The following is a 25004-nucleotide window of genomic DNA, read 5'->3' as shown; positions in this document are numbered from 1 at the left end:
ACATCCAAAAGCTACAGAGGCTTCCAGATCATGCAGGTTCTTCGCGGGGCTCCGGCCCTTTCGTCATTCCGCCGCCAAAAACTGCTGTCGACTTTGCAGAGGACGTGTCCGGACGTCACCTCGGTGTACGCAGATTATGCACATTTTTTGCGCACTGACGAGGCCTTGACGAAGTCTGAACAATCCGTGCTGGAACGTTTGCTGCACTATGGTCCGGCCGCAACGCCCGAAGAACCGACCGGAGAGCTGTTTCTGGTGGTGCCGCGTCCAGGCACCATTTCACCCTGGTCTTCCAAGGCCACCGACATTGCGCACAACTGTGGACTCGGTCGCGTACGGCGCCTGGAGCGCGGCGTCGCCTACTATGTAAGCAGCGCGCAGCCACTGGATAACGAGCAGCGTTGGGCCATCGCGGCCCAACTGCATGATCGTATGGTGGAAGCGGTGCTGCCGCGCCTGGAAGATGCCGAAGTGCTGTTCACCACAGCCGAGCCCGAACCACTGGAGACCGTCGATGTGCTGGCGGGCGGTCACGACGCCCTGGGCGCGGCCAACGAGGCGCTGGGGCTGGCCCTGGCCGATGACGAGATCGATTATCTGGTCGAGAACTTCCAGCGCATGCAGCGCAACCCGACCGATGTCGAACTGATGATGTTCGCGCAGGCCAATTCGGAGCACTGCCGCCACAAGATTTTCAATGCCGACTGGACCATCAACGGGGAAGATCAGTCCTACTCCCTGTTCCGCATGATCAAGTATACCTATGAGTGCAACTCGGAAGGCGTTCTGTCGGCCTACAAGGACAATGCCGCCGTCATGGCCGGGTTCCGCAATGGCCGCTTCTACCCTGATCCGGTGACCCAGGCCTACGGCTACAACGATGAAACCGTGCACATCCTGATGAAGGTGGAAACGCACAATCACCCGACGGCCATTTCGCCCTTTCCCGGCGCGGCGACCGGTGCTGGTGGCGAGATTCGCGATGAAGGGGCCACCGGTCAGGGCGCCAAGCCCAAGGCCGGCCTGACCGGGTTTACCGTCAGCAACCTGCGCATTCCGGGCTTTGTGCAGCCCTGGGAAGGCCAGTACGGTCGCCCGACGCGCATGGAATCACCGCTCAACATCATGCTGGAGGGGCCCATTGGCGGCGCCTCCTTCAACAACGAATTCGGTCGCCCCAATCTGACGGGCTATTTCCGTACCTTCGAGGTCAGTGCGCCCTCAGTGGTGGGCGACCAGCTCTGGGGCTACCACAAGCCGATCATGATCGCCGGTGGTTATGGCAATATCCGCCCGGATCACGTCGACAAGGCCTGGGATGCGATTCCCGCAGGGGCGCATCTGATCGTGCTCGGCGGGCCGGCCATGCAGATCGGTCTGGGCGGCGGTGCAGCGTCCTCGATGGCTTCGGGTGAAGGCTCGGAAGACCTTGATTTTGCTTCCGTACAGCGCGGCAACCCGGAAATGGAACGCCGCTGTCAGGAGGTGATCGACCGCTGCTGGCAGCGCGGCGAGCATAACCCCATCCTGTTCATTCATGATGTGGGTGCCGGTGGCCTGTCCAATGCGCTGCCGGAGCTGGTCAATGATGGCGGGCAGGGTGCTCGGATCGATCTGCGCGCCATTCCCAATGACGAACCCGGCATGTCGCCGCTGGCCATCTGGTCCAATGAATCGCAGGAACGCTATGTGCTGGCGGTCAGCCCGGAGCGGCTGGATGAATTCGCCGCCCTGTGCGAGCGCGAGCGCTGCCCCTTTGCGGTGGTGGGTGAAACCCGGGCCGATGGTCAGTTGCAGGTTCATGACAGTCAGTTTGACAACCTGCCGGTCGACATGCCGCTGAATGTGCTGCTGGGCAAGCCACCCAAGATGCAGCGCAGCTTCCAGCGCCAGGAGCGGCCGCAGCAGAAATTCATGCCCAAGGTGGAACTGGCGGAAGCCGCAGAGCGGGTTCTGAAGCTGCCGGCTGTTGCAGGCAAGAGTTTCCTGATCACCATTGGTGACCGCTCCATTACCGGTACTGTGGTACGTGATCAGATGGTCGGCCCCTGGCAGATACCGGTAGCCGATGCGGCTGTGACGACCACGGGTTACGCCGGCTGTACCGGCGAGGCCATGGCCATGGGTGAGCGCACTCCGGTAGCGGTGATCGACCCGGCAGCAGCCGGGCGACTGGCCGTGGCGGAAGTCGTTACCAATCTGGCCAGCACGCGCATCGAGAAGCTGTCTGATATACGCATGAGCGCCAACTGGATGGCCGCCGCCGGCCATCCGGGTGAAGATCAGGCCCTGTTCGACACCGTGCAGGCGGTGGGGCTGGAGTTCTGTCCGGCGCTGGGCATTACCATTCCTGTGGGCAAGGATTCCATGTCCATGCGCACCCAGTGGGAAGACGACGGTGTCGGCAAGAGTGTGGTGTCACCGGTGTCCCTGATCATGACCGGCTTTGCCCCGGTAACGGATGTGCGGCGCACTGTGACCCCGCAACTGCGGACCGACCGGGGCGACACCGAACTGCTGCTGATCGACCTGGGGCAGGGCCGTAACCGCCTGGGAGGCAGTGCGCTGGCTCAGGTCTACCGCAAGGTCGGTCATACCCCGGCGGATGTCGACTACCCGGAAGACCTGAAACGGTTCTTCGGTGCCATGCAGAGTCTGCTCGAGCAGAATCTGGTGCAGGCCTATCACGACCGTTCAGACGGCGGCCTGTTCACGACCCTGGTGGAAATGGCCTTTGCCGGGCGCACCGGAATCGATGTCAACCTGGATGCCGCCGTCAAACTGGCGCAGTACAGCAGTACCGGCCTGACCGGCGTGCTGTTCAGCGAGGAGCCCGGTGCCGTGCTGCAGGTGCGGCATGATGATCTGGAAACGGTCGACAATGAACTCAACCGCTGGGGGCTGAGCGATATGGTCTGCCGCCTGGGCGGGCCCAACGAGGATGACCAGATCCGCTTTGTGACCGCCGGCGACGAGGTGCTGGCCAATACCCGCACCCAGTATCTGCGCTGGTGGTGGGAAACCAGCTATCGCATGCAGGCCGAGCGTGACAACGAAGCCTGCGCCCGGCAGGAGTACGACAACCTGTTGGATGCAGCCAACCCCGGCCTGCACGCCAGCCTGACCTTCGACCCGGAAGACAACCCGCTGGAAACGTTGGGCCGAACGGATACCCGACCACGGGTGGCGGTGTTGCGCGAGCAGGGTGTCAACGGCCAGATCGAAATGGCGGCGGCTTTCGACCGTGCCGATTTCGAGACGGTGGATGTGCACATGAGCGATATCCTGTCCGGCCGTATCAGCCTGCGTGACTTCACCGGTCTGGTGGCCTGTGGCGGCTTTTCCTACGGGGATGTGTTGGGCGCCGGTGAGGGCTGGGCCAAGTCGATCCTGTTCAATGCGACGGCACGTGAAGAGTTCCGCGCCTTCTTTGCGCGTTCGGACAGCTTTGCCCTGGGCGTCTGCAACGGCTGCCAGATGCTGTCGAACCTGCGCGAGCTGATTCCCGGCACTGAGCATTGGCCGCACTTTGTGCGCAACCAGAGCGAGCAGTTCGAGGCCCGGGCCTGTATGGTGCGGGTGGAAGAGAGCCCGTCCATCTTCCTGCGCAACATGGCTGGCTCGCGGCTGCCCATTGCGGTTGCGCATGGTGAAGGCCAGGCTGAATTCCGTGCCGGCCAGACCCCGGAGCAGGCGCTGGACTCGGGGCTGGTGACACTGCGTTTTGTTGACAACTACGGCAAGTCGACCGAGACCTACCCCTACAACCCGAACGGGTCACCGGCCGGCATTACCGGCCTCTGTTCCGCCGATGGTCGGGTCACCATCATGATGCCGCACCCGGAGCGGGTGTTCCGCACCATCACCCATTCCTGGGCACCGGAAGACTGGGGAGAGGACAGTGCCTGGATGCGCATGTTCCGCAATGCCCGTATCTGGGTGGCCGAACAGCAACCGGCTGCAGTCGAGCCCACGGAGTAGAGGCATGCTCGCAACGCTGGTCATACTGGTGGTGGTCCTGCTGGCGTTTGGCGGCTTTATCTGGTTCTTTGCGCGTATCGAGCGCAACCCCATCTACCGCACCACCCGTGAAAGCATGCTCGAACTGCTGCAGCGGGTGGAGCGCGGCGAGGCGAAGGACATCGAGTGGCGTACCTTTCTGTCGGTGCCCATTCGCCATGACGACTTTCTGGAAGAGCTGCGTATGCGTTGCGAGTATCTGGACGACCGCTACAGCCGCCAGATACGAGGGCAGTTGCTGAACCGGCAGGGGCGCGAAGAGCTGGCCAAGGTGATTGAACAGTTGCAGCAATATGACCACAAGGAGTTCTGAACCGGGCGGGCGCCTGCTGCTGGCGCCAATGGAAGGCGTCATGGACGCCACCATGCGTGACCTGATTACGCGCAACGGCGGCTTTGACCTCTGCGTGACCGAGTTTCTGCGCGTGGTGGATGAACTCTTGCCGCCGCGTGTGTTTCATCGTCTGTGCCCGGAGCTGCACGCCGGTGCTCGCACGCCAGCCGGTACTCCTGTTCGCCTGCAACTGCTGGGCAACAACCCCGAAACCATGGCCGTTAATGCGGCGCGTGCCGTCGAGCTGGGCTCACCCGGGGTCGATATCAATTTCGGCTGTCCCGCCCGTACTGTCAACAAGAGCCGGGGTGGGGCCATTCTGCTGACCGAGCCGGAGACGCTGTATCGTGTGGTCAGCGCGGTGCGTGCTGCCGTGCCGGCGGCGCAGCCGGTCACGGCCAAGATGCGCCTCGGCTTTGAAGACCGGGCACGACTGCTGGACAATACCTGGGCCCTGCTCGATGCCGGTGCTGCCGAGATTGTGGTGCATGCGCGTACCAAGGTGGATGGCTACAGGCCGCCGGCCTACTGGGACGAGATCGCCCGGGTGGCCGAGGTGGCGCGCAAGCGTGGGGTGCCGGTGGTGGCCAATGGCGAGGTGTGGTCACGCGCGGATTACGACCGCTGCCGGGCCGCAAGCGGGGTCACCGATGTGATGCTCGGACGCGGGGCGCTGGCCCTGCCCAATCTTGCCGCCGTCATAGCCTGCGGCCAGCCACCCTGGACCTGGGAACAGGCCCTGGCGGCGGTCATGCAACTGGGCGCAACCGATATTGCCGCCGGCCGTGAGCGCTATATGCCCAGCCGCATCAAGCAGTGGCTGAAATATCTGGAGCGAGCCTACCCCGAAGCCCGCATCTGCTTCGAGCAGGTCAAGCGGGTGCGTACGGCAGCCGAGATGCAGGCAGCGCTGCGTAAAGGCGTGTCTCCTCCAATGGCCGCTTGCCTGTAGCGAGGGACGCAAGTCCCGACAAACGGGGCATCACAACCTGTAGCGAGGGACGCAAGTCCCGACAAACGGGGCACCACAACCTGTAGCGAGGGACGCAAGTCCCGACAAACGGGGCACCACAACCTGTAGCGAGGGACGCAAGTCCCGATAAATTACCTGTGGTCCCGACCGGGGCCGAAAGCCCCGTATGAAGGGCGGCTTACGCCGCCCATCGCGACTCGCGTCGCTCGCTACAAATGAGCCTCCGTTGTGGGCTGTGAGCTTGCTCACGCATGGCGCCTGCTTGTGCGTGGCCGAGGGCCACCGCCTACAAGGGGCATGTGCCCGAGCTTGGTGACGGTCCGTGTGGTACAGGCCCGTAGGCGGCAACGGGCACGCATGTACCTGACTCACCGCCGAAACCGCAGGGTGAGTTCCTGCCCCTCGCGGCGCCAGTCGAGTCGGTCGAGGGCGCTCATGCCGAGCAGTACGGCGTCACTGTCATAGCCCGGCAGAATCTGCGCGGCCACGCCGTCGAGCTGAATATCTCCCAGTCCCACCGTCTGCAGTTCGGTCTGGTGGGCGGTGACGATGCCGTTGGCCGTGCGCACCTGCACCGGGCGGCCGCGCTGCAGCCCGAGGTCATCAGCAATGGCGGCCGGTATGGCCACCTGGGTGGCGCCGGTGTCCAGCATGAAGGTGACCCGCTGCCCGTTGATGGTGCCATCCAGCAGGTAGTGCCCGCCGCGTGAGGGCTGCAGGGTGATCTCGATGGCCTCTGCCGTATGCACCGACTGCACCTGACGATTGGGGTTCATCAGGTTGGCCAGTTGCTCCTGAAAGGCCAGGATCAGCACCCCGGACAGCGCCGCCCAGGCCAACAGGCCCATGATCCAGCCGATGCGGCGGGTCGGGGCCTGATTGTGGTCACCCGGTCTGGCCAAGGGGTCAGCCTCCGTTGCGCTTGAAGTGGGGCGCATCGCTGGGCAGCAGGTGCTCCAGGTCGGAGATGTCGACCAGGGGATCGTCCAGATCCACCGAGATGGTGGAATGGGCCAGAGTCCAGGCGCGTCCGGTAATATGGCTGTCCAGCGCCCGGTGCTCACCGACGCTGGCTTCGCCGATTACGGTGCCCCTGAACCGGCTGTTGCGCGGTGAAATGGTTTCCAGATACTCGCCGTCGCGGATTTCGCCTTTCTCGTACATCAACGCCAGGCGCGCCGAGGTGCCGGTGCCGGTCGGGCTGCGGCAGATCACCCCGGGGTGCACATAGGTCGCCGAGCGCGACTCGTAGCCGCCGGGCTCGATCTCCCGCCATGGGCTGGTGAAATGCGCAAAGGGCAGGGGGCCGACATCACCCAGGTCCGGGTGAATCTGGCGGAACTCCGGGCGCACGGCACGCACAAAGGCATCCCCGAAGGCGGCCAGGGCGATCTGCTCGTCGGCCACTATCTCGAAACCCAGGGCAGTGGCATCCACCAGCGCAAAAAAGGCGCCGCTCCATACCAGGTCGTAGCGCACCACGCCGTAGTTTGGCACCGTGATGCTGAGATCCCGCGCGGCCACATAGGCCGGTTCGCCCTGCGTGGTGATGGACTCTACCCGGCCGTTGTGATTGAAGGCCTTGATGCGGGCCAGGCCGGCCGGTGATTCCAGCACCAGATCCTGTTCACCGTCCTGAATGGGCACAATGCCGCTTTCCAGTACCGCCGTGGCCGTACAGATGGTGTTGGAGCCGGAATAGAGCGGATAACCCATGGCCTCCATGATGATGTAGCCAGCCTGGGCTTCCGGGTGCGAGGGCTCGACGATCAGATCCACCGACATGGCCGGGTCGCCGTAGGGTTCGGACAGCAGCAGGCGGCGCAGGCCGTCTCCGTGGTCCTGCAGATAGCGCATCTTGTCGAGCACAGTGGTGCCGGGTATCAGCCCGATGCCGTCCACGACGATGCGGCTGACGTCGCCGCCGGACTGGGTATCGATCAGTTCCAGCGAGCGCATGCGTCCGGTGCGTTCAGGCATGGGGGGCTCCTTTTTCTTCCCACTGGCTGTCGGGGACCACCACCAGCTTGCCGATGTAGGTCTTGCTCATGAAGGTCTCCTGCGCCCGGTGGAAATCGGACAGCTTGAAGGTGCGGTCCAGCAGGGGCTTGATGCGCCCTTCCTGAATATAGTCCACCAGCCGCCGGAACGAGGTCCGGGTGCCCTGGGAGGACCCATGCAGTTCCAGCTGTTTCAGGTACATGGTGCGCAGGTCCAGCTCGACCACGGCGCCGCCGATGGCACCGGCGGTGCTGTAGCGGCCTTCGGGCTTGAGGATGCGCAGCAGGTCATTGAACATGGAGCCGGCCACCAGATCGGCCACCACATCGATGGGCTGGCCGTCGACCATGCGTTCCACGGCGCTGACCAGGTCGGGCTCGTCGCGCAGTATCACGTCTTCGGCACCGATGTCCTTCAGGGCCTGTTCCTTGCCCTTGCTGGTCACGGCATAGGGGATGGCGCCGCGTACCCGCGCCAGTTGAATAATGGCTGAACCCACACCGCCCGAAGCGCCGGTGACCAGCACCCGTTCGCCTGCGGAGAGCCGCGAGCGTTCCAGCATCTGTTCGGCGGTCAGGTAGGCGCAGCAGAAGGTGGCCAGTTCGGCATCGCTGATATCGCTGGTCACGTGGTAGGCGTTTTCGGCCGGCACGGCAGTGTATTCCGCGTAGCCGCCATCGCGGCCGTGGCCTATATAGTCGATGTCGGCCAGGCTGTCGTCGCCCTCCGGGCGGTTGTAGAGACTGAAATCGACTATCACGCGCTCGCCAATGCGGTGCTCAGGCACGCCGTCGCCGACAGCGACTATTTCACCCACGGTGTCGGTACCCTGGATGCGTGGAAATTCGAGGGTCGAACGCCCCCGGCGCCAGGTGGATACGGCCCCCGGGTCGGTTTCGCTGCCATAGGCCCCTTCGCGGACCCAGACATCGGTGTTGTTCATGCCACAGGCGCTGACCCGTATCAGCACCTCGCCGGCGGCGGGTTGTGGTACCGGCACGTCCTGCCGGTAAACCAGTTTGTCGAGACCGCCATGGCCGGTCAGTTGTATTGCTCGCATGGTCTCTGGAATCATCGAACCTCCTTGCTGTATCTGCTGTCTTGTTGATGGTGTCTGGCAGGCTGTGTCAGTGTGATCTGACTTCGTGTTTGTCTGTCGAAACTAGTGCGGAATCCCGCTGGATTCAAGTCATGATGGGCTTTCGGCGGCTTTTGCCGGGCTGTTTTTTCGGCCGGGTTACATAAGGTATTGAAAAACGGAACAAAACCCCCAGATGGCAGGTGTACTGCCAAACCCTGGAGGGTGACTCACTCGAGAAATCCCAACATCTGAAGTTCGAGCACAGACAAGAAGGAGGATGATTATGACTCAGGTTCATGATGTTTACCCGACTCGTCTGGAAGACAAGCGAGCAGCCTTTGAACGGCTGGACCCTGTGGTCTGGAGCGACGAGCCGGCGCGCAGCAAGGGGCCTCTCAGCCGCGATCAGGTAGACTTCTATGAACGCAATGGCTATCTGTTTTTTGACAGTTTCTTCTCGCCGGAAGAAGTGAAACCTTTTCTGGACGATCTGGAAGACTACGGCCAGGACCCCAACCTGAAGAGCCGTGACCAGGTCATCATCGAGCCCTATGCGGATGAGATTCGCTCGATCTTCGGGATTCATGAACTGTCCCCGCGCTTTGATCGTCTGACGCGTGACCCGCGTCTGCTGGGCATGGCCCGGCAACTGCTGGACAGTGATGTCTATATTCATCAGTCACGCATCAACTACAAGCCCGGCTTTACCGGCAATGGTTTCAACTGGCACTCGGATTTCGAGACCTGGCACAGCGAGGACGGCATGCCGCGCATGCGCTGTTTCAGCCTGTCCATCCTGCTGACCGAGAACAATCAATACAACGGGCCGCTGATGCTGCTTCCGGGGTCGCATCGGTGGTTTGTGCCCACTCACGGGCGGACGCCGGAAGAAAACTGGAAGGCGTCACTGAAGAACCAGACCCTGGGTGTGCCCGCGGCCGACAACCTGCAGGCCATGAGCGAGAACGCAGGCCTGGTGTCGCCGACGGGACCTGCCGGGTCGGTGATTCTGTTCGAATGCAATACCCTGCATGCCTCGGCCAACAACCTGTCTCCCTGGCCGCGCAGCAATCTGTTCTTTGTCTACAACAGTGTCGAGAACCGGCTGGAGGCGCCCTATTGCGGTACACGGCCGCGGCCGGAGTTCATCGCGACCCGGTCTTCGGTGCGCCCGCTGCAGCCGGTGACCAACCCCACCACCGTGCGCGTGGCCGAACCGGCCTGAGGGTGCCGCAAGGCATGATGAATTGTGGGCTGTGGCCCTTGGCCACGCATGGGTGTCCTGGCCCGAATGCGTGAGCAAGGCTCACAGCCTACAATGTGGCGCTGCCCTCCCGCGTGCGCGGCGGCCCGCATTCTGGCATCATGGTGAGCCCTTGCTGTGCCGTCGTCGGAGGTCTTTATCAAAAGCTTTATAGGTCGTTTCCCCGAGATCAGTGACCGTTCACGCCAGGAACAGGCAGCCCTGCTGGAGCAGGCGCGCTACGAGATCTTTGTCTCCCAGCGTCGCACCGGCCGGGTGGCCCTGTATCTGGTGATCAGTCTGTTGGTCGGCTTTGTGGTGACCATCGGCGGGCGCATGCTGTTTGTCGAAACCCAGCCCATGTGGGCCTTTGCCTTTCTGGGGCTGGGCATTGTTGCGGCCGGGCTGACCTTCCGCAAACTGCACACCGGGCTGGTGCGCGAGGGTCTGCAGGAAGTGCTGCAGCGCGAGGGCCCGGCACGCAGGAAGCACTGACCCGGCGCAGGAGGCTCTGATGATGCTTTTGAAATCAGCTCTGGTAACGGTTGTCGCCGCCTATGGACTGATTGTCGGTGCCATGTGGCTGTTTCAGGGCAATCTGCTGCATCTGCCCAGTAGCGAACTGGTGCGCACACCGGCCGATGAAGGGCTGGACTACGAGGATGTCGAACTCACCACCGAGGATGGCGAAACCCTGCATGGCTGGTGGTTGCCGCACCCGGACCCGGCCGGAACCGTGCTGTTCTTTCACGGTAATGCCGGTAATATTTCACATCGGCTGGATTCGCTGCGTATATTTCACCAGCTTGAGCAGCAGGTGCTGATCATCGACTACCGAGGCTATGGAGAAAGCAGTGGCCGGCCGTCGGAAGACGGGCTCTATGAAGATGGGCGCACAGCCTGGCGCTGGCTGATCGAGGAACAGGGGGTGGCTGGCGACAGCGTGACGCTCTTCGGTCGCTCCCTGGGTGCGGCCGTGGCGACAAAAATTGCCACCGAGCTGGGAGAAAATGAGCAACCCGCGAGTCTTATTGTGGAATCGGCCTTCACCTCTGTGCCGGATATGGGCGCACGGCTGTACCCCTTTCTGCCGGTGCGCACGCTGTCCCGGTATGATTATGACACCGAGGCCATGGTGGCAGAGGTGAGGGTGCCGATTCTGATTGTGCACAGTCCGCAGGATGACATTGTGCCCTTCCGGCATGGCGAGGCCATTCAGCAGGCGGCCGAAGCCGGCAGTGCGCCGCGGGTCGATTTTCTCGAGATCAGCGGCGACCATAACACCGGGTTTCTGACCTCGGGAGATGTGTACCGAGGCGGCCTGGCTGAGTTTTTGCGCAGCCTGTAGGACCTTTTAAGCGTTTATTATCAATCAGTACTTGGAGTGGCAGGACATGGGCCAGGAAAAAAATCGCAAGATGCGGCAACAACGGGAACAGAAGCGGCGCCGGATGCGTCTGCTGATCGGGGGTGGTGTGGCGGCCGTGCTGGCGCTGATCGCTGCTTTCGTTCTGTTTTTCCCGACTGTCCCGGATGACTGGGAGACCCTGGTGCGTGAGGGCCAGCCGGCCCTGGCACAGGTGGAGACACCGCCCAATCAGGGTGAAACGCATGTGCCGGCCGGAACCCGCGTCGCCTATGAATCAGATTTTCCAACGTCCGGTCCGCACTGGCCATCGCCTACCCGCCCCGGATTCTACGAGACGCCCCAGCCCAATGAAGGTCTGGTGCATGCCATTGAACATGGCAACATCAATGTCTACTACGATGAGCTGCGGCCGGAAGACGAGGAGCGGCTGCGTGAGTGGACCCGCTTCTACAACGGCACCTGGTCGGCCGTGAATGCGGTGCCACACCAGGGGCTGGGTCGCGGCGTGGTGCTGACCGCCTGGGATCATCGGCTGCGGCTGGATGATTTTGACCCGGCCCCGATGGCGGCCTTTATCGAGGCCTACCGCGGGCGCGGGCCGGAAAACCCGGTACGCTGAGTCAGGGGTAGAGCTGGTGGTTCATGAAATCGACGGCGGCGCTCAGAGCGTCGCCGCTGAACACCAGACTGGTGGCATGGCCGCGCAGCCGCATGCGATAGAGTTCACTGTGTACGCCGGCCGCCAGCAGCTCGGCATGAAAGTCGCTGCTGTGGTCGGGTGGCACCAGACGGTCCCAGGTGCCGTGAAAATGAAAGAACGGCGGGCTGTCGGCATGCACCTGTGTCACCGGTGAGGCGGCCTCGTAGCGTGCCGGTACCGCTTCCATGGTCCCGCCCAGAAACTGTTCCACCAGACGCCCGGAGCCGAATTTGCGCAGGTCGGTCGGTGTGCCGCCGACCACCACTGCCGCGGGTCGATAAGCTGCACCGCTCCAGGGCTGATCCAGCTCATGGTCGGTACCGGCGGTCAGCGCCGCCAGGCTGGCCAGATGTGCGCCGGAGGAAAAGCCCAGCAAGCCGATGCGGCCGGTGTCCACGGACAGTGCTCCCGCCTGTTCATGCAGCCAGCGCAGTGCCTGCTGCACATCATGGACTGCCTCCGGGTAGGGGTATTCAGGCGCAAAGCGGTAGTCGATATTGAGCACCAGATAGCCGGCGTTGGCGAAACGGCGGGCGGCGCGATTCATGTCCTGACGCGAGCGGCCTTCCCAGCCCCCACCGTGCACCATGATCATCGCCGGAAAGCCTCCGTCGGGCGACTCGATTGCCGGTGTGTACAGGTCGGCATGGAGTGTCTGTGGCCAGGTGTCCGGGCTGAAACGCAGATCCTGCTCCAACTGGTGCTGTCCATTGGCTGGCGGCGTGACAGCGGCACTGTCCGAAGGTCGGTTCTGATGCTGTGCACAGGCCCCCAGCAGCAGTACCAGCACACCCAGAAACCCCAGGCCGCAGCCTGTGGTCAGGCCGTGCTGAGTGGGTGACAGGTCGGTAGCAGTTGCCATGGCGCATCCTTAGCAGTTGCGGATCAGCTGGTGCAGACTGAGTACGCAGACTGCAAGCCGTCGGATTTCTACTTGCGCCGGTGCGCAAAGTCGCCTAGCGTTAGACTTCATCTGTGCCGCAACAGGAAGTTGTCATGATCACTGTGCTCGCCTTTGTGGCGTTACACATGCTGCTGTTGTTCGTGATTGGTTACCTGACCGTCAAGGCAGCGCCCGAGCGCCCCTGGACGCGCCGTATCGGCCTGTTTCTGGGCATCGCCGTCAGCACCCTGCCGCCTGTGGGCTGGTTGCAATGGTGGTGGTTTCGCAACCGTGATCCCGCCTACGCCGAAAGCTGCATGCTGCAGTCTCTGGCGGGCATCGGTTATTTGCTGATGTCGGCCTATGGCCTGGAAATCATCTGACGACTTTGGCCCCGCTGTCACTACCCCTTACTTTGCCAAGAACAAGGAGTCCGGTTTTGTCTGTGCCGACACTATCGCGTTTCTGCCGGCCATTCTGTGCCGCCCTTATCGTATTGTTTGCTGGTGTTGTCTGGCTGCCCGTGGCAGCACTGGCCCAGGACCAGCAGCAGACGCCGCGCCAGGTGCTCGCCGACCTGCTGGAAGACGAAGAGTCCCGCAACCGGCTGATTGATGAATTGCGTCAGGCGGCGACCGAAGAGGGCGCCGAGCCGGCAGCGACCGAGCCGGTCACCTTCTCCCGCATGCTGGCCGACAGCACCCAGGGTATCGCCCAGAATCTGGTGGCCCAGTTTGGCGATGCGCTGGATGCCATCAGCGCCGTGAGTGCCGGTGAAACCGGCCTGGACTACGCTGTCCTGGCTACCAATGCGCTCAATCTGGCGCTGGTTATTGTGGCTACGCTGGCGGTATTTGTTGTACTCAGGCGCCTGGCGCGAGGGCTGTTCCGCCGGGCCAGCGAGTGGGCGCAGCAGGGCAGCCAGCGCAGTCCGCTGCTTCGTCAGACGCTGGCCGTACTGTTTGCTGCCAGTGTGGATATTCTGGTCGTGGTGCTGGCCTGGCTGGCCGGTTATGCAGGAGCGCTGCTGATTCTGGGTGAAACCGGTGCAATGGCGACGCGGGAAACCCTGTTCCTGAATGCCTTCCTGATGATCGAGGTGTTCAAGGTCATGATCCGGGTGGTGTTCGCGGCGCGGGATGACGGGTTGCGCCTGTTGCCCATGCAGTCCGAGGATGCCGCTTACTGGAATGCCTGGCTGGCGCGTCTGGTCAGCTTTATCGGCTATGGTGTGCTGCTGGTGGTACCCATGGTCAATGCGGATCTGTCGGCAGCCGTCGGACAGGTGATTACCTTTGCCATCATGCTGGTGGCCTTTCTGTATGCGCTGGCCATCATCCTGCAGAATCGGAGCAAGGTGGCGGCCAAGCTGCGCGCAGCCGGGGAGCATGCGCAGTCCAACTATGCGCGCTTCAGTCTGGGTCTGCTGGCGCGCAGCTGGCACTGGATCGCCATTGCCTATTTTGCCGGTCTGGCCATTGTCACGCTCCTGCGTCCCGAGGATGCGATGCCCATCCTGGTGCGCGCTACCATTCAGATGGTGGTGGCCATCGGGGCCGGGGTTTTCCTGTCCGTGGTGCTGGGGCAGTTGATCGGCAACCAGTTGCATATCAACGAAGAAACCCGCCATCGGTTTCCGCTGCTGGAAGAACGACTGAACGACTTCATACCGACCGTGCTCAAGGTCGTGCGCATGCTGATTCTGGTGGTCGTGGTGGCCTTTATACTGGATGCCTGGGGCGTGTTCAGCCTGGGCGCCTGGCTGGCTTCCGAGGCCGGAGCCAATGTGGTGCTGAAAGTGGTCACGGTCGGTCTGATTCTGATTGTGGCCAAGGCACTGTGGATACTTATGGCGAGCTGGATCGAGCATCGCCTGAATCCGGAGACCGGTGCGGGTGAACCGACGGCGCGTGAAAAGACCCTGCTGACCATTTTCCGTAATGCGCTGATGGTGGCACTGACCATCATGACGCTGATGATTGTACTGGCCGAGATCGGCATCAATATAGGCCCCCTGATCGCCGGTGCCGGCGTACTTGGGCTGGCCATCGGTTTTGGTGCGCAGAAATTGGTGCAGGACATCATTACCGGCGTGTTCATCCAGATGGAAAATGCGATCAACACCGGTGATGTGGTGTCCGCAGGCGGCATTACCGGGGTGGCCGAGAAGCTGACCATCCGTTCGCTCGGATTGCGCGACCTGTCTGGTACCTATCACGTTATCCCGTTTTCTTCGGTGGAAGCGGTATCCAACTTCATGCGTGACTTTGCCTTCCATGTGGGTGAATACGGTGTGGCTTATCGTGAAGATACCGATGAGGTCATTCATCATCTGCGCGCGGCCTATGAGGAACTCAAGACTGATCTGCGCAGCGACCCTGAAACCGCGCACCAGTTGCTGGAAGATGAGCTGGAAGTGCATGGAGTGACCGCACTGGCGGACAGCTCCGTCAATGTGCGGGTGCGCATCAAGACCAGGCCCGGCGCGCAGTGGGCCGTTGGCCGGGCTTACAACAGGCTGGTCAAGAGGCACTTCGATGCCGCCGGTATCGAGATACCCTTCCCGCACACCACGCTCTACTTCGGGCAGGACAAGGATGGTACCGCACCACCGGCGCCGATCCGTATCGAACAGGAGAAGCCGGCAGCGCAGGAACCCCTGGATGTGGGCAAGGCGGAGACCAACCCCAAACACAAGGGTGACTTCGACGAAGCCGACGATTGAGCATGCAGCCCGCACGGAGCGTCCAGAGACGCGGTGGCGGGCTGCACAGAGGCCGGTGTTACAGGCCGATCAGTGAGGACAAGAACAGGGTCGCCAGGCCCAGATAGATGGTGACCCCGGTGATGTCGGTGATGGTGGTCAGCACCGGGCCGGTCATCATGGCCGGGTCTTTGCCCATGCGCTTGATCAGAAAGGGTATGGTGCCGCCGATCACGCCGGCAATCAGTACGTTGGCACCCAGCGCGATACCGGCCACTATGCCCAGCACTATATTGCCCTCCAGGAAGTAGGCGATCAGGCAGAACAGGGTGCCGAGCACCAGGCCATTGACCAGCCCTATGGCGATCTCCTTGCGGGCGGCCAGCCAGAAATCACGCAGTCTGGCTTCGCCCAGTGCAATGCTGCGGATGGACACTGACAAGGCCTGAATACCCACATTACCGCCCATGTCGGTAATCATCGGCAGGAAGGCAGCCAGAATCGCTACCGCCACAATGGTTTCCTCGAAGGTGCTGATGACGGCCACGGCGCCCAGATTGAGAAAGATATTGGCCGCCATCCAGGGCAGACGCTTGCGGATGGCCAGGCGCGGTGGCGTAAAGAAGGACTCATCCGGCGAGCCGGCACTGATGGCCACAAACTCGTCCGCCATTTCGTGGGCCAGCAGGTCCATGGCCTGACCGATGCTGATCACGCCGACGAGTACGTCCTGCTCGTCCACCACCGGGAACATTTTCAGGCGCCGCGAGCGAATGCGTCGTGCGGCTTGCACTGCCGCTTCATCGGTGCGCACGGCGAAAATCTCGCTGGTCATGACAGCACTGACCCTGGATTTGGGGTCGGCCATCAGCAGTTCACGCACTGACAGCACACCCTTGAGCTTGCCGGTATTCGGGGTAACCACGAAGACATAGGCGGTGCGTTCGGTTACCTCGTGCCCGTGGCGCACGGCATCGATGGCCTCGCGCACAGTGGCATCCGGCTCAATGGATAGAAAGAACGGGCTCATGACCGAGCCGGCCGAGCCTTCTGCATAGCTGGCCAGTTGCTCGACCTGCTGCCGGAAGTCCGGGGCCAGATGGTCAAACAGGGTACTCCTGAGCACCTCCGGCAAGCGGGGCATCAGGTGCGCAACGGCCTCCGGTTCCATCTCCGAGATCAGGGTACTGCTGAAATCGGCATCCAGTTGGCCGAGCAGGCGGGCAGTAAAATCCGCCGGCAGGTAGGTGGCAATGCGCCCGGCCTGATGCGGTTGTATGGAGCGCAGGTATTGCTCGGCAGCCGCTGGTGGGGCTTCGGTCACCAGCCGGGCCAGACGCAGGGCGGACACCTGTCGGGACTGGCGGACCGCGCCCTCCACATCGCCCTGTTGCAGGCTTTGGCTGACCTGATCGGTCACTTCCTGCAGTCGGCTTGCATCAAGCAGCATGGGGTTCTCCCGTTATTGAACACAATGGATGTATAGCAGGGCAGTCGCGGCGATGACAGCTAGTCGAGTGCAATAATGGGCCAGCGGTCTTAACCGGCTTCCACGAAATCCTGTATCCAGCGTGCGACCAGTTCCGGCTTTTCGGCATGCAGCCAGTGACCGGCTCCGCCGACAACGCGGCCCCTGGCCTGCGGAAACAGGCGGCTGATCTCGGCCTGGTCGTCGCGGGTCACATAATCCGAGTCTCCGCCGACCAGAAACTGGCAGGGGCCCTCATAGGCGGTGTCGAAGGCCGGGAAGTCGGCCAGTTCGTCATAGCGTTCGTACAGTGCCCGCCAGTTGACTCGCCAGTCGAAGCCGGTGTCGGTGCGCTCCAGGTTCTTGAGGATGAAGGTGCGTACCGCCGTGGTTTCAATGTGCGGTCGCAACAGGGCTTCGGCCTCCTGGCGGCTCTCGGGTCGGGCCTCTGCCACGGCCTGCAGGCCGGCAAACACATCCCGGTGGCGCACCGGATATTTTTTTGGCGCGATGTCGACCACGGTCAGACCCTGCACTCGGTGCGGGTGTTGCAGGGCCAGGGCCATGGCGATCTTGCCGCCCATGGAGTGACCGACCAGTTGCACCTGATCCAGTTCCAGGCGGTCCATCAGCGCCAACACATCGGCCGCCATCGCGGGGTAGGAGCAGTCGTTGTCATCATGCGGCGAGCGACCATGATTGCGCATGTCCGGCAGGATGAGGTGGAAGTCGTCACGCAGCAGGCGGCTGACACCGCCCCAGTTCAGGCCGTCACCGAAGAGGCCGTGAATGATCAGCAGGGGTTCACCCAGATCGCCCTGGGTGCGGTAGTAGAGTTCCATCAGTGTGGGTTATCCTGTCGCTTCAGTCATATCAAGTCAGATTCGTTGCCATGTCCGATCATATGGACTGCCGTCCCGGCTGTGGCGCCTGTTGCGTTGCACCTTCCATTTCGTCACCGATTCCCGGCATGCCGGAAGGCAAGCCGGCCGGGGTGCGCTGCGTGCAGCTGCAACCCGATTATACCTGTGCCCTGTTCGGTCAGCCCGAGCGGCCCCTGGTCTGTGCCGATTTTGCCGCCGACCGGGCCATTTGCGGGCACGATCGCTGGCAGGCCCTGCAACTGCTGGACAGCATGGAAACCGAAACTCAGAACAGCCCCTGATTGTCGGCCACGGCCTGGTGAATGCTCTGCACCACATGATCACGGCGGTCTGTCGGCAGGTCGAGGCGGGCGACGGCGGGTGTGGTGCGCCAGTCGGTGCGGCCAAAATAATTCTGTTTGTCGGCGAACAGCAGCATGTTGGCTACTGTCACCAGATCGGCATGGGTGACCGTGCCGAGATCCTTCGTCAGGTCACGATAGGTTTCCGGCACCGTGATCAGTTCCAGCGGAAAGCCCCAGCGTTCGAGAATAACCTGGCCCAGGCGGGCATGCAGATGGCCGATCAGCTTGTCCAGATGAATGCCATCGAGTTGCAGGTGCTCGGATTCTTCGGCGTAAGTCAGGATCGGCAGTACACCGATGCGATGCAGCAGCGCTGCCAGGGTGGCCTCATCCTCGGATACCTCGCAGCGTTCGGACAGCTTGGCCGCGTAGAGCGCCACCTGCGTGGTGATGTGCCAGTTGCGGCGCATGCGCTCGTCGATGATGTCCGAGGTGGCCTGGAACATCTGCTCCATGGCCAGGCCAATGGCCAGGTTGGAGGTGTAGTCCATGCCCAGGCGGCTGATGGCATGGTGCAGATCCCGGATCTCCTGAGTGGCCCGAAACAGCGGCGAATTGGCAACCTTGAGAATGCGGGCGGCGACGGCGGTATCCTGGCTGATGACAGTGGTCAGACGAACGATGGTGGATTCCGGGTCTTCGGCGACCGCGCGCACTCGCACTGCGATTTCCGGCAGCGTGGGCAGCGTCAGCTGGTCTGCCTGCAGTCGTTCGACAATATCATCCCTAACCTTGTCCACCAGTGTTGTCATCGTCTGTCCTCGGCTGTTCGGTCAGTCGGCCCGCACCCAGGCTCCTGCCTCGGCTGCCTGCTCATTGATGGTCAGGTCCGAGCTCTCATGGGCGAACGGCAGTACCGCCAGGCCGGCCCAGCCGTCGGCTGTGGTCACGGCGCTGGCCAGCTCGCCCAATGCCTTGCCTTCCGGGCTGTGCAGGCGGCTCAGTGGCCCCGGGGCAGATGTTGTCTGGCCCTGGACATGGCGCAGGCCCTTTTTGCTGGCACCCTTGTAATGCAGACGGGCCACCACCTCCTGGCCAGTGTAGCAGCCTTTGGAGAAGCTGACGCCACCCAGCTCATCCCAGTGCAGGGTCTGCGGCAGGAAGGATTCGATTGTTGCCGGCTGCACCCAGACCAGGCCGGCCCTGATGTCATGCAGGGCCCAGAACTCCGACGGTTGCCACTGCGCCTGCTGCTCCAGGCGGCTCAGAGCGCGCTCGTAGTGGTCTTCCTGCAGCGGGTTGAGCCAGAGCATGCGGCGCCTGTCGTCCAGTGTGAGCTGCACCTGGCGGTCGTCATGGTCCACTGTGCCCGGACCAGGGTCGCCAGCCACGGCCTCGACCAGGCCCAGACCGTGCCAGGCCAGGGTCTGGTCACTGAGTTCGGTCTTGAAGAAGGCTGCGTATTTGCCCAGGCGCTCCATGGTCGGCTGTACCATGTCAGCCGGCATGATCAGCCAGTAATGGTCGTCGGCCAGGCAGGCCAGCAGAAAGTTCGCGTAGAGCCGGCCCTTGGGCGTGCAGAAACCACCGTAGATCCACTGGCCGGGGGACAGGCTGTCCACATCGGCGGTGCACTGACCCTGCAGAAAGCGGCGGCTGTCCGGCCCCTGTATGGCCAGGAGTCCGTGCTGTTCCAGCGGCATGGCGGTGAGACTCATGGGGCGTGTTCTCCTGCTTCAATGATGGTCGGGCCGGCGACCTGACCCGAGGTGGAACTGGTGCGACAGATGACGCTGGCATAAACTGCGGTGCATCTGCAACATGGGTGCAATACACTAGTGGGGGCCAACCCCGAATTTTCAACAGGATACGACATTCATGGCGGATCAGGCCAAACTCAATCGACTTTTCTGGCACAGCAGGCGCGGCATGCGTGAGCTCGATCTGCTGCTGGTGCCCTTTGTGCAGGACGTCTATCCAAGCCTGTCCGAGCCGGATCAGGTGCTCTACGAAGCCTTCCTGAAAATGGAAGATCAGGATCTGTACAGCCTGCTGATGCGGCGTGTCGAAGCCAGGGAACCGGGCCTGCAGCGCATCATCGACCTGATTCTGGATCATGCCAGAGGCTGAGTGGTACTTCCAGGCGGCCCGGCAGCGCCGCTACTGGCGGTGCGCGCTGCTGGCCCTGTGTGGTATCTGGACACTGACGCTGCTGGCTTCGCTGTGGTGGGCCGGGCGGCCAGCCGAGCCAGCCTGGTGGCTGGCGCTGGCTGCAGCAGCAGGGCTGGCCGCATGGAGTCTGGCCGCACTGCGGCCGCCGGCGCAGGGCTTCTGGCTGCGCTTTGGGCGCGGGCGCTTTGAACTGGGTCTGGCCGCTGATCCGGCAGGGCTGCCGGTCTGGTTGCCGCGAGTTTATCGCCGGCCCAGGGTACTGCCCGGACTGGTGGTGCTGTCTGGCCCGGCATCGCGGCCGCTCTGGCTGTTTGCAGACGAATGCTCAGAGACGGCCTGGCGCCGACTCTGCCTTTGTGCGCGTTTTACCCGGTAGGATGGTGTCGCGGGCGGTGTCCAGTCGCTCCGGGTAGTCCAGCGTGAAGTGCAGCCCCCGGCTCTCCTGTCGTTGTATGGCTGACTCGATGATGGCTTCGGCAATGGCGACCAGGTTGCGCAGTTCCAGCAGGTCATTGGAAATGCGGTAGTTGCTGTAGAACTCGTGAATCTCCGCCTGCAGCAGATTGACCCGGTGGCGCGCCCGCAGCAGGCGTTTGCTGGTACGCACGATGCCGACATAGTCCCACATGAAGCGTCGCACTTCGTCCCAGTTGTGGGCAATCACCACGTCCTCGTCCGAATCCGTCACCCGGCTTTCATCCCAGGCTGGAATGGGCAGCGGTGCGGCCTCGGTGTCGTCCCGGCTGATATCGATGGCGGCGGCACGGCCAAAGACCAGACATTCCAGCAGCGAGTTGCTGGCCAGACGGTTGGCCCCATGCAGACCGGTATGGGCACACTCACCGATGGCATAGAGGTTGTCGATGTCGGTGCGCCCGTAGAGGTCAGTCACCACGCCACCACAGGTATAGTGCGCCGCCGGCACCACCGGGATGGGCTCGCGGGTGATGTCGATGCCATAGTCCAGACAGCGCTGGCGAATGGTGGGGAAGTGAGACTGGATGAAGTCGGCATCGCGGTGGCTGATGTCCAGATACAGATGATCGGCACCCAGGCGTTTCATCTCATGGTCAATGGCGCGCGCCACGATATCCCGCGGTGCCAGCTCCACCCGGCTGTCAAAGTGCTGCATGAAGGGTTTGCCGTCCGGCAGCAGCAGCCTGCCGCCTTCGCCCCGCACGGCTTCCGAGATCAGGAAAGACTTGGCATGCGGGTGATAGAGGCAGGTCGGATGGAACTGGTTGAATTCCATGTTGGCCAGCCGGCAGCCCGCTCGCCACGCCATGGCGATACCGTCCCCCGTCGAACCGTCGGGGTTGCTGGTGTACAGATAGACCTTGCTGGCCCCGCCGGTGGCCAGTACCACCTGGCGGGCCTTGCAGGTGACGACATGATCCGCCTGCTGATTGTACAGATAGGCGCCCAGGCAGCGGCTGCGCTCGCGCGGGCCCTGCAGACCCAGTTTTTCGGTCGTGATCAGATCAACCGCTGTGTGCCAGGTCAGCACCTCGATATGCGCTGCCTGCCGCACCCGGTCGTTCAGGGTCGCAGTGATAGCATGGCCGGTGGCGTCGGCGGCGTGAATGATGCGCCGATGGCTGTGTCCGCCTTCGCGTGTCAGGTGGTAGCCCAGCGCCGAGGCGGCATCCTCGGTAAAAGGGACGCCCAGATCCACCAGCCAGCGAATGGCCTCGGCACTGTGTTCAACGGTAAACCGCACCGCAGCCGGGTGGCACAGGCCAGCACCGGCGGTTTCAGTGTCCCGGATATGGTTGTCGACCGAATCACCGGTTTCCAGTACGGCGGCGACACCGCCCTGCGCCCATTCGGTACTGCCGCTGCCCAGTTCACCCTTGCTGACCAGGCCGATACGCAGATGGTCGGGCAGGCTCAGGGCCAGGGTCATGCCAGCGGCGCCGGTGCCGATGACCAGTACGTCATAGTCGAGTTCGTGCAGCATATCCGGGTCTTTGTCCTGAGGCTGATGCAGCGTAGTATAACCATGCACGGCAAGTGACTGACAGTGTCGTATGCCGACACCATATTGTCGAGCCCGACCCCGGGGAGGGAACTTTTGCGCTGGTTTCGATTCAAAGACAATCAAGTTCAAGCCGATAGCGGAGAAACGGATTTGACGTCAGCCAGCCTTACCGGGGAAGACCTGCTGTCCGCAGCGCCCGAGCAGGCCTCTGCCAGCCCATCTGCAGCGGCGCCGGGCCAGACTGACTTGCTGCTGGTGAAGCAGGTGCAGGCCGGCAATCGCCATGCATTTGACCTGCTGGTACTGCGCCACCAGCATCGGGTCGCGGCTCTGGTCAGTCGCTATACCCGGCAGCGCCAGGACATTGCTGACATCACCCAGGACACCTTTATCAGAGCCTATCGGGCGTTGCCGGGGTTTCGGGGTGACAGTGAGTTTTATACCTGGCTGTATCGCATTGCCGTCAATGTGGCCAAAAGCCACTTGGCGACGACCGGGCGCAGGCCGCTGCACCACAGCCTTGATGATGCGGAAAACGCCTGGCCGGAGCAACCACAGGACCTGGCCACACCGGCGGCCGTGCATGAAGGCTCGGAGATGATACGAGTCGTGCGGCAGGCCTGGGAGGCGCTGCCTGACGATCTGCGCGAAGCGTTGCGGCTGCGTGAATTCGAAGGCCTCAGTTATGATGAAATTGCAGCCACCATGCAGACGCCTGTCGGCACCGTGCGCTCGCGCATCTTCAGAGCCCGTGAGGCTATTGATCGTCGCCTGCAATCGTGGCGGGCCGGGGAACAACTGGAATGGTGACCGCTTATGTCCAAGCATGAAGACTACCGCAAAGAGCAGGAGCAGTTGTCGGCCCTGATGGATGATGAACTGGATGCGGACAGTGCCCGCCGGTTGCTGGAGCGGATGCAGTCCGATCCGGGCCTCGGGCTGACCTGGAAACGCTGGCATCTGACGCAGGCCGGGTTGCGCTCCGAGGCACCCACGGATGTGCTGGACGGGGTCAATCAGGCCCTGAATGCCGAAGCCCGGGTCCGGCAGCAGCGGCGCCAGGTGCAGCAGTCGCGTTGGGTCGGGTTTGCGCAGGGCGCACTGGCCGCCGGGTTGGTGGTGGTTGCGGTGGCCACCCTCTGGACCCCGGGCCGTCATGCGCCCGGCAGCGATTCAGCCCCGATGGAAGTGCAGTTGCCGACCGCTGAAGTGGCTGCCGAGCGCAGTCCGCAGTCAGTCTACTGGTCGCGCCATGTGCAGTACGCCGGCACCGGTGGCCAGGGGCGCTGGGAAGAAACGCTGCGCAGTGCTGTGCCGGATGGAGAATCTGCCCTATGAGTAGCGGCCTGATCAGGGTGGTATTGTCGTGCAGTTTCCTGTTCTGGGCCATGCTGGCCGGGGCCGAACCGCAGGCATTGTCCCCTGACACCACCGCAGACTGGTCTCGAACGTTGCTGAATGCCTCCCGCACGCAGGAATACAACGGCGTGCTGACGGTCAATGAAGGGGGTCTGCAGGTGGCCTACCAGCTCTGGCATACGGTCAGTGCCGAGGACGATACCGAATACGAGGAGCGTATGCGGGTGCTGGACGGGCCCCTGATGGAACTGGTCCGAACCCCGGAGCGTGTGACCTGCCTGCATGCACCGGGGACCGAGGTGCCGGCCGACCATGGTGTGCCGCAGTCGCCCTTTGCCAGCCTGATGCTGATGGACCCGGAGCGCCTGGCGGCCAACTATCAGCTGTGGGCGCTGGGAGACGAGCGCCTGGCCAGTCGCGCGGCGCGAGTCTACGAGCTGCGCAGCCAGCACGGCGAGCCCAGGCTGGTGCACCGGGTCTGGGTGGACGCCGAGACCGGCATTGCCCTGCGTCACCGCCGGCTGGCACCGAACGGTGATGTGCTGGCCGATGTGCGCTATGTGACCTTCAGCCCCGATGCAGCCGACGTACCGCCCGGGTTTCGCACCACCTTTGCCGAGCCGTTCTGGCATCAATTCGAGCAGGCCGAGCCGACCCGGGACGGCGGCGCTGATGAGGTGTGGCAACTGGCACCCGCCCCGGCCGGCTTCGTGCGGCTGATTGACGAATACCGCAATGGCGAATGGTATCAACTGTGGTCCGATGGCATGGTAGAATTTTCCCTCATGGTGGAACCGGTCAACGGTGAGCCCCCGGAGCCCGTTATGGAACGGCAGGGCAGCACACTGTTGATGACGGCCATTCACGGTGACTGGATAGTGGCCCTGGTGGGCGATGTGCCGGACGCCCTGGCAAGGGACGTTCTGACCCGGGTCCAGTGGCAGTAGGCGGTTGAAATTATACCAGAAAGCGGACGCCCGATGATTGAAGAACAGGCCACAGTGGTGGCAGTCGAGCAGGGCAGGGTCGGTGTGGAAACGCTGCGCCAGAGTGCCTGTCAGCGCTGTTCCGCCCGTGCCGGCTGCGGTCAGCCCCTGCTGTCCAGAGTGCTGGGGGATGGTGTGCAACAGCAGGGCACCCGGCTGTGGCTGTCACTGTCGACCCAGAGCCCGCTGCCCGTTGCCGGACAGACCGTGATTATTGGTATTCCGGAGCAGGCCCTGCTGCGGGCTGCATTCTGGCTTTATCTCTTCCCCGTGCTGGCACTGGTTTTAGGTGCTACGCTGATACATGCTGCCTCCGGACATAATCTCCTGAGTGCTTTTGCGGCTGTCCTCTGTTTTGCGGCAGCACTGCTCTCTGTGCACCGCCGCCAGGCTCGCTGGAGTCGGGACAGCCGTTGGCAGCCCCGCCTGTTGCGTACTTTGAACACACCGTCTGCACCCGATGCCGTGGTGCCAGAAGCGGTAAAAGTACTGTAAAACGGCGGTTGGCGACTTTGACGCAGTCGTAATGACTCACATTAATCGGACAGGTTGAATTAACGCG

25 protein-coding genes are annotated in these 25004 nt (G+C 62.8%); 16 read left to right on the top strand and 9 right to left on the bottom strand.

Going from position 1 to position 25004, the window contains the following annotated elements; all coding sequences use genetic code 11:
• Positions 1-30: 30 nt before the first annotated feature.
• The 3 genes from purL to E4656_RS17195 are packed head-to-tail and all read left to right on the top strand — an operon-like array spanning position 31 to position 5306.
• On the top strand, positions 31-3981 hold the full coding sequence (gene purL, locus E4656_RS17205; RefSeq protein ID WP_135484549.1) for a phosphoribosylformylglycinamidine synthase: 3951 nt from the start codon (positions 31-33) through the stop codon (positions 3979-3981).
• A gap of 4 nt (positions 3982-3985) precedes the next feature.
• A complete protein-coding gene (locus E4656_RS17200; protein ID WP_135484548.1) occupies positions 3986-4333 on the top strand; it encodes a hypothetical protein in 348 nt (115 codons plus the stop codon).
• On the top strand, positions 4314-5306 hold the full coding sequence (locus E4656_RS17195) for a tRNA-dihydrouridine synthase (protein ID WP_135484547.1): 993 nt from the start codon (positions 4314-4316) through the stop codon (positions 5304-5306). The genes E4656_RS17200 and E4656_RS17195 overlap by 20 nt, the downstream gene beginning before the upstream one ends.
• A gap of 389 nt (positions 5307-5695) precedes the next feature.
• Here the strand turns inward: E4656_RS17195 and E4656_RS17190 are convergent, their stop codons facing one another.
• Genes E4656_RS17190 through E4656_RS17180 form a run of 3 tightly spaced genes read right to left on the bottom strand, consistent with a single transcriptional unit; the run spans position 5696 to position 8403 of the window.
• A complete protein-coding gene (locus E4656_RS17190; protein WP_205849256.1) occupies positions 5696-6229 on the bottom strand; it encodes a retropepsin-like aspartic protease family protein in 534 nt (177 codons plus the stop codon).
• Positions 6230-6233: 4 nt separating this feature from the next.
• Entirely contained in the window at positions 6234-7307 is a 1074-nt protein-coding gene (locus E4656_RS17185) for a proline racemase family protein (RefSeq protein ID WP_135484545.1), read from the bottom strand.
• Positions 7300-8403, bottom strand: coding sequence for an alcohol dehydrogenase family protein (locus E4656_RS17180; RefSeq protein WP_167856111.1), 1104 nt, complete (start codon positions 8401-8403; stop codon positions 7300-7302). The genes E4656_RS17185 and E4656_RS17180 overlap by 8 nt, the downstream gene beginning before the upstream one ends.
• A 289-nt stretch (positions 8404-8692) precedes the next feature.
• Between E4656_RS17180 and thpD the strand changes: the two genes are divergently transcribed.
• The 4 genes from thpD to E4656_RS17160 all read left to right on the top strand — a co-directional run bounded on the left by thpD (position 8693) and on the right by E4656_RS17160 (position 11640).
• A complete protein-coding gene (gene thpD, locus E4656_RS17175) occupies positions 8693-9634 on the top strand; it encodes an ectoine hydroxylase (RefSeq protein WP_205849255.1) in 942 nt (313 codons plus the stop codon).
• A 156-nt stretch (positions 9635-9790) separates the two neighbouring features.
• Entirely contained in the window at positions 9791-10147 is a 357-nt protein-coding gene (locus E4656_RS17170) for a hypothetical protein (RefSeq protein WP_135484544.1), read from the top strand.
• Between the two features lie 19 nt (positions 10148-10166).
• Positions 10167-11000: an alpha/beta hydrolase gene (locus E4656_RS17165; protein ID WP_135484543.1), complete on the top strand. Its 834-nt coding sequence runs from the start codon at positions 10167-10169 to the stop codon at positions 10998-11000.
• Positions 11001-11046: 46 nt separating this feature from the next.
• Positions 11047-11640, top strand: coding sequence for a DUF3105 domain-containing protein (locus E4656_RS17160; RefSeq protein ID WP_135484542.1), 594 nt, complete (start codon positions 11047-11049; stop codon positions 11638-11640).
• Between the two features lies 1 nt (position 11641).
• On the opposite strand, the gene E4656_RS17155 is transcribed toward E4656_RS17160, so the two are convergent.
• The gene (locus E4656_RS17155) at positions 11642-12583 is read right to left on the bottom strand and encodes an alpha/beta hydrolase (protein WP_135484541.1); all 942 of its coding nucleotides are present in this window, start codon (positions 12581-12583) and stop codon (positions 11642-11644) included.
• Positions 12584-12717: 134 nt separating this feature from the next.
• On the opposite strand from E4656_RS17155, the gene E4656_RS17150 reads away from it, so the two are divergent.
• Complete coding sequence (locus tag E4656_RS17150; protein ID WP_135484540.1) at positions 12718-12987, top strand: hypothetical protein; 270 nt, start codon at positions 12718-12720, stop codon at positions 12985-12987.
• Positions 12988-13049: 62 nt separating this feature from the next.
• Positions 13050-15329 (top strand): mechanosensitive ion channel domain-containing protein, encoded by a 2280-nt coding sequence (locus E4656_RS17145; protein ID WP_135484539.1) that lies wholly within the window; start codon positions 13050-13052, stop codon positions 15327-15329.
• A gap of 58 nt (positions 15330-15387) precedes the next feature.
• On the opposite strand, the gene mgtE is transcribed toward E4656_RS17145, so the two are convergent.
• Both mgtE and E4656_RS17135 read right to left on the bottom strand, forming a co-directional pair.
• Positions 15388-16758, bottom strand: a complete 1371-nt coding sequence (gene mgtE / locus E4656_RS17140) for a magnesium transporter (protein ID WP_135484538.1) — start codon at positions 16756-16758, stop codon at positions 15388-15390.
• Between the two features lie 89 nt (positions 16759-16847).
• On the bottom strand, positions 16848-17618 hold the full coding sequence (locus tag E4656_RS17135; protein WP_135484537.1) for an alpha/beta fold hydrolase: 771 nt from the start codon (positions 17616-17618) through the stop codon (positions 16848-16850).
• Between the two features lie 50 nt (positions 17619-17668).
• Here E4656_RS17135 and E4656_RS17130 point away from each other — a divergent pair, with 50 nt between their 5' ends.
• On the top strand, positions 17669-17941 hold the full coding sequence (locus E4656_RS17130) for a YkgJ family cysteine cluster protein (protein WP_240754017.1): 273 nt from the start codon (positions 17669-17671) through the stop codon (positions 17939-17941).
• Here the strand turns inward: E4656_RS17130 and E4656_RS17125 are convergent.
• Both E4656_RS17125 and ygfZ read right to left on the bottom strand, forming a co-directional pair.
• The gene (locus tag E4656_RS17125; RefSeq protein ID WP_135484536.1) at positions 17926-18756 is read right to left on the bottom strand and encodes an HDOD domain-containing protein; all 831 of its coding nucleotides are present in this window, start codon (positions 18754-18756) and stop codon (positions 17926-17928) included. The genes E4656_RS17130 and E4656_RS17125 overlap by 16 nt on opposite strands.
• 21 nt (positions 18757-18777) lie before the next feature.
• Positions 18778-19662, bottom strand: coding sequence for a CAF17-like 4Fe-4S cluster assembly/insertion protein YgfZ (gene ygfZ, locus E4656_RS17120; RefSeq protein ID WP_135484535.1), 885 nt, complete (start codon positions 19660-19662; stop codon positions 18778-18780).
• A gap of 160 nt (positions 19663-19822) precedes the next feature.
• Here ygfZ and E4656_RS17115 point away from each other — a divergent pair, with 160 nt between their 5' ends.
• Together E4656_RS17115 and E4656_RS17110 are read left to right on the top strand one after the other, a co-directional pair.
• Positions 19823-20074, top strand: coding sequence for an FAD assembly factor SdhE (locus E4656_RS17115; RefSeq protein WP_135484534.1), 252 nt, complete (start codon positions 19823-19825; stop codon positions 20072-20074).
• Positions 20061-20492 (top strand): hypothetical protein, encoded by a 432-nt coding sequence (locus E4656_RS17110; protein WP_135484533.1) that lies wholly within the window; start codon positions 20061-20063, stop codon positions 20490-20492. The genes E4656_RS17115 and E4656_RS17110 overlap by 14 nt, the downstream gene beginning before the upstream one ends.
• Here E4656_RS17110 and nadB read toward each other — a convergent pair.
• The gene (gene nadB, locus E4656_RS17105) at positions 20442-22076 is read right to left on the bottom strand and encodes an L-aspartate oxidase (protein ID WP_135484532.1); all 1635 of its coding nucleotides are present in this window, start codon (positions 22074-22076) and stop codon (positions 20442-20444) included. The two genes, E4656_RS17110 and nadB, sit on opposite strands and share 51 nt — an antisense overlap.
• 171 nt (positions 22077-22247) lie before the next feature.
• Between nadB and E4656_RS17100 the strand changes: the two genes are divergently transcribed.
• Genes E4656_RS17100 through E4656_RS17085 form a run of 4 tightly spaced genes read left to right on the top strand, consistent with a single transcriptional unit; the run spans position 22248 to position 24937 of the window.
• Positions 22248-22907, top strand: coding sequence for a sigma-70 family RNA polymerase sigma factor (locus tag E4656_RS17100; protein WP_420812692.1), 660 nt, complete (start codon positions 22248-22250; stop codon positions 22905-22907).
• 6 nt (positions 22908-22913) lie between these two features.
• Entirely contained in the window at positions 22914-23435 is a 522-nt protein-coding gene (locus E4656_RS17095; RefSeq protein ID WP_135484531.1) for a sigma-E factor negative regulatory protein, read from the top strand.
• Positions 23432-24403, top strand: coding sequence for a MucB/RseB C-terminal domain-containing protein (locus tag E4656_RS17090; RefSeq protein ID WP_135484530.1), 972 nt, complete (start codon positions 23432-23434; stop codon positions 24401-24403). The genes E4656_RS17095 and E4656_RS17090 overlap by 4 nt, the downstream gene beginning before the upstream one ends.
• Before the next feature lie 33 nt (positions 24404-24436).
• Positions 24437-24937 carry a SoxR reducing system RseC family protein gene (locus E4656_RS17085; RefSeq protein ID WP_135484529.1) on the top strand — a complete coding sequence of 167 codons (501 nt, stop codon included), beginning with the start codon at positions 24437-24439 and terminating at the stop codon, positions 24935-24937.
• The last annotated feature ends 67 nt before the right edge of the window (positions 24938-25004 follow it).

It is taken from the genome of Natronospirillum operosum, from assembly GCF_004768465.1.
Taxonomy (GTDB): domain Bacteria; phylum Pseudomonadota; class Gammaproteobacteria; order Pseudomonadales; family Natronospirillaceae; genus Natronospirillum; species Natronospirillum operosum.
Note: the sequence above shows the minus strand (reverse complement) of the source record. Positions and strands in the feature narration are given on the sequence as shown.

Bases quoted from the DNA above. Each gene is read 5' to 3' on its own strand.
- purL (WP_135484549.1), top strand. From the start codon at position 31: ATGCAGGTTCTTCGCGGGGCTCCGGCCCTTTCGTCATTCCGCCGCCAA.
- E4656_RS17200 (WP_135484548.1), top strand. From the start codon at position 3,986: ATGCTCGCAACGCTGGTCATACTGGTGGTGGTCCTGCTGGCGTTTGGC.
- E4656_RS17195 (WP_135484547.1), top strand. From the start codon at position 4,314: ATGACCACAAGGAGTTCTGAACCGGGCGGGCGCCTGCTGCTGGCGCCA.
- E4656_RS17185 (WP_135484545.1), bottom strand. From the start codon at position 7,307: ATGCCTGAACGCACCGGACGCATGCGCTCGCTGGAACTGATCGATACC.
- E4656_RS17180 (WP_167856111.1), bottom strand. From the start codon at position 8,403: ATGATTCCAGAGACCATGCGAGCAATACAACTGACCGGCCATGGCGGT.
- thpD (WP_205849255.1), top strand. From the start codon at position 8,693: ATGACTCAGGTTCATGATGTTTACCCGACTCGTCTGGAAGACAAGCGA.
- E4656_RS17165 (WP_135484543.1), top strand. From the start codon at position 10,167: ATGATGCTTTTGAAATCAGCTCTGGTAACGGTTGTCGCCGCCTATGGA.
- E4656_RS17160 (WP_135484542.1), top strand. From the start codon at position 11,047: ATGGGCCAGGAAAAAAATCGCAAGATGCGGCAACAACGGGAACAGAAG.
- E4656_RS17155 (WP_135484541.1), bottom strand. From the start codon at position 12,583: ATGGCAACTGCTACCGACCTGTCACCCACTCAGCACGGCCTGACCACA.
- E4656_RS17150 (WP_135484540.1), top strand. From the start codon at position 12,718: ATGATCACTGTGCTCGCCTTTGTGGCGTTACACATGCTGCTGTTGTTC.
- mgtE (WP_135484538.1), bottom strand. From the start codon at position 16,758: ATGCTGCTTGATGCAAGCCGACTGCAGGAAGTGACCGATCAGGTCAGC.
- E4656_RS17135 (WP_135484537.1), bottom strand. From the start codon at position 17,618: ATGGAACTCTACTACCGCACCCAGGGCGATCTGGGTGAACCCCTGCTG.
- E4656_RS17130 (WP_240754017.1), top strand. From the start codon at position 17,669: ATGTCCGATCATATGGACTGCCGTCCCGGCTGTGGCGCCTGTTGCGTT.
- E4656_RS17125 (WP_135484536.1), bottom strand. From the start codon at position 18,756: ATGACAACACTGGTGGACAAGGTTAGGGATGATATTGTCGAACGACTG.
- ygfZ (WP_135484535.1), bottom strand. From the start codon at position 19,662: ATGAGTCTCACCGCCATGCCGCTGGAACAGCACGGACTCCTGGCCATA.
- E4656_RS17115 (WP_135484534.1), top strand. From the start codon at position 19,823: ATGGCGGATCAGGCCAAACTCAATCGACTTTTCTGGCACAGCAGGCGC.
- E4656_RS17110 (WP_135484533.1), top strand. From the start codon at position 20,061: ATGCCAGAGGCTGAGTGGTACTTCCAGGCGGCCCGGCAGCGCCGCTAC.
- nadB (WP_135484532.1), bottom strand. From the start codon at position 22,076: ATGCTGCACGAACTCGACTATGACGTACTGGTCATCGGCACCGGCGCC.
- E4656_RS17095 (WP_135484531.1), top strand. From the start codon at position 22,914: ATGTCCAAGCATGAAGACTACCGCAAAGAGCAGGAGCAGTTGTCGGCC.
- E4656_RS17090 (WP_135484530.1), top strand. From the start codon at position 23,432: ATGAGTAGCGGCCTGATCAGGGTGGTATTGTCGTGCAGTTTCCTGTTC.
- E4656_RS17085 (WP_135484529.1), top strand. From the start codon at position 24,437: ATGATTGAAGAACAGGCCACAGTGGTGGCAGTCGAGCAGGGCAGGGTC.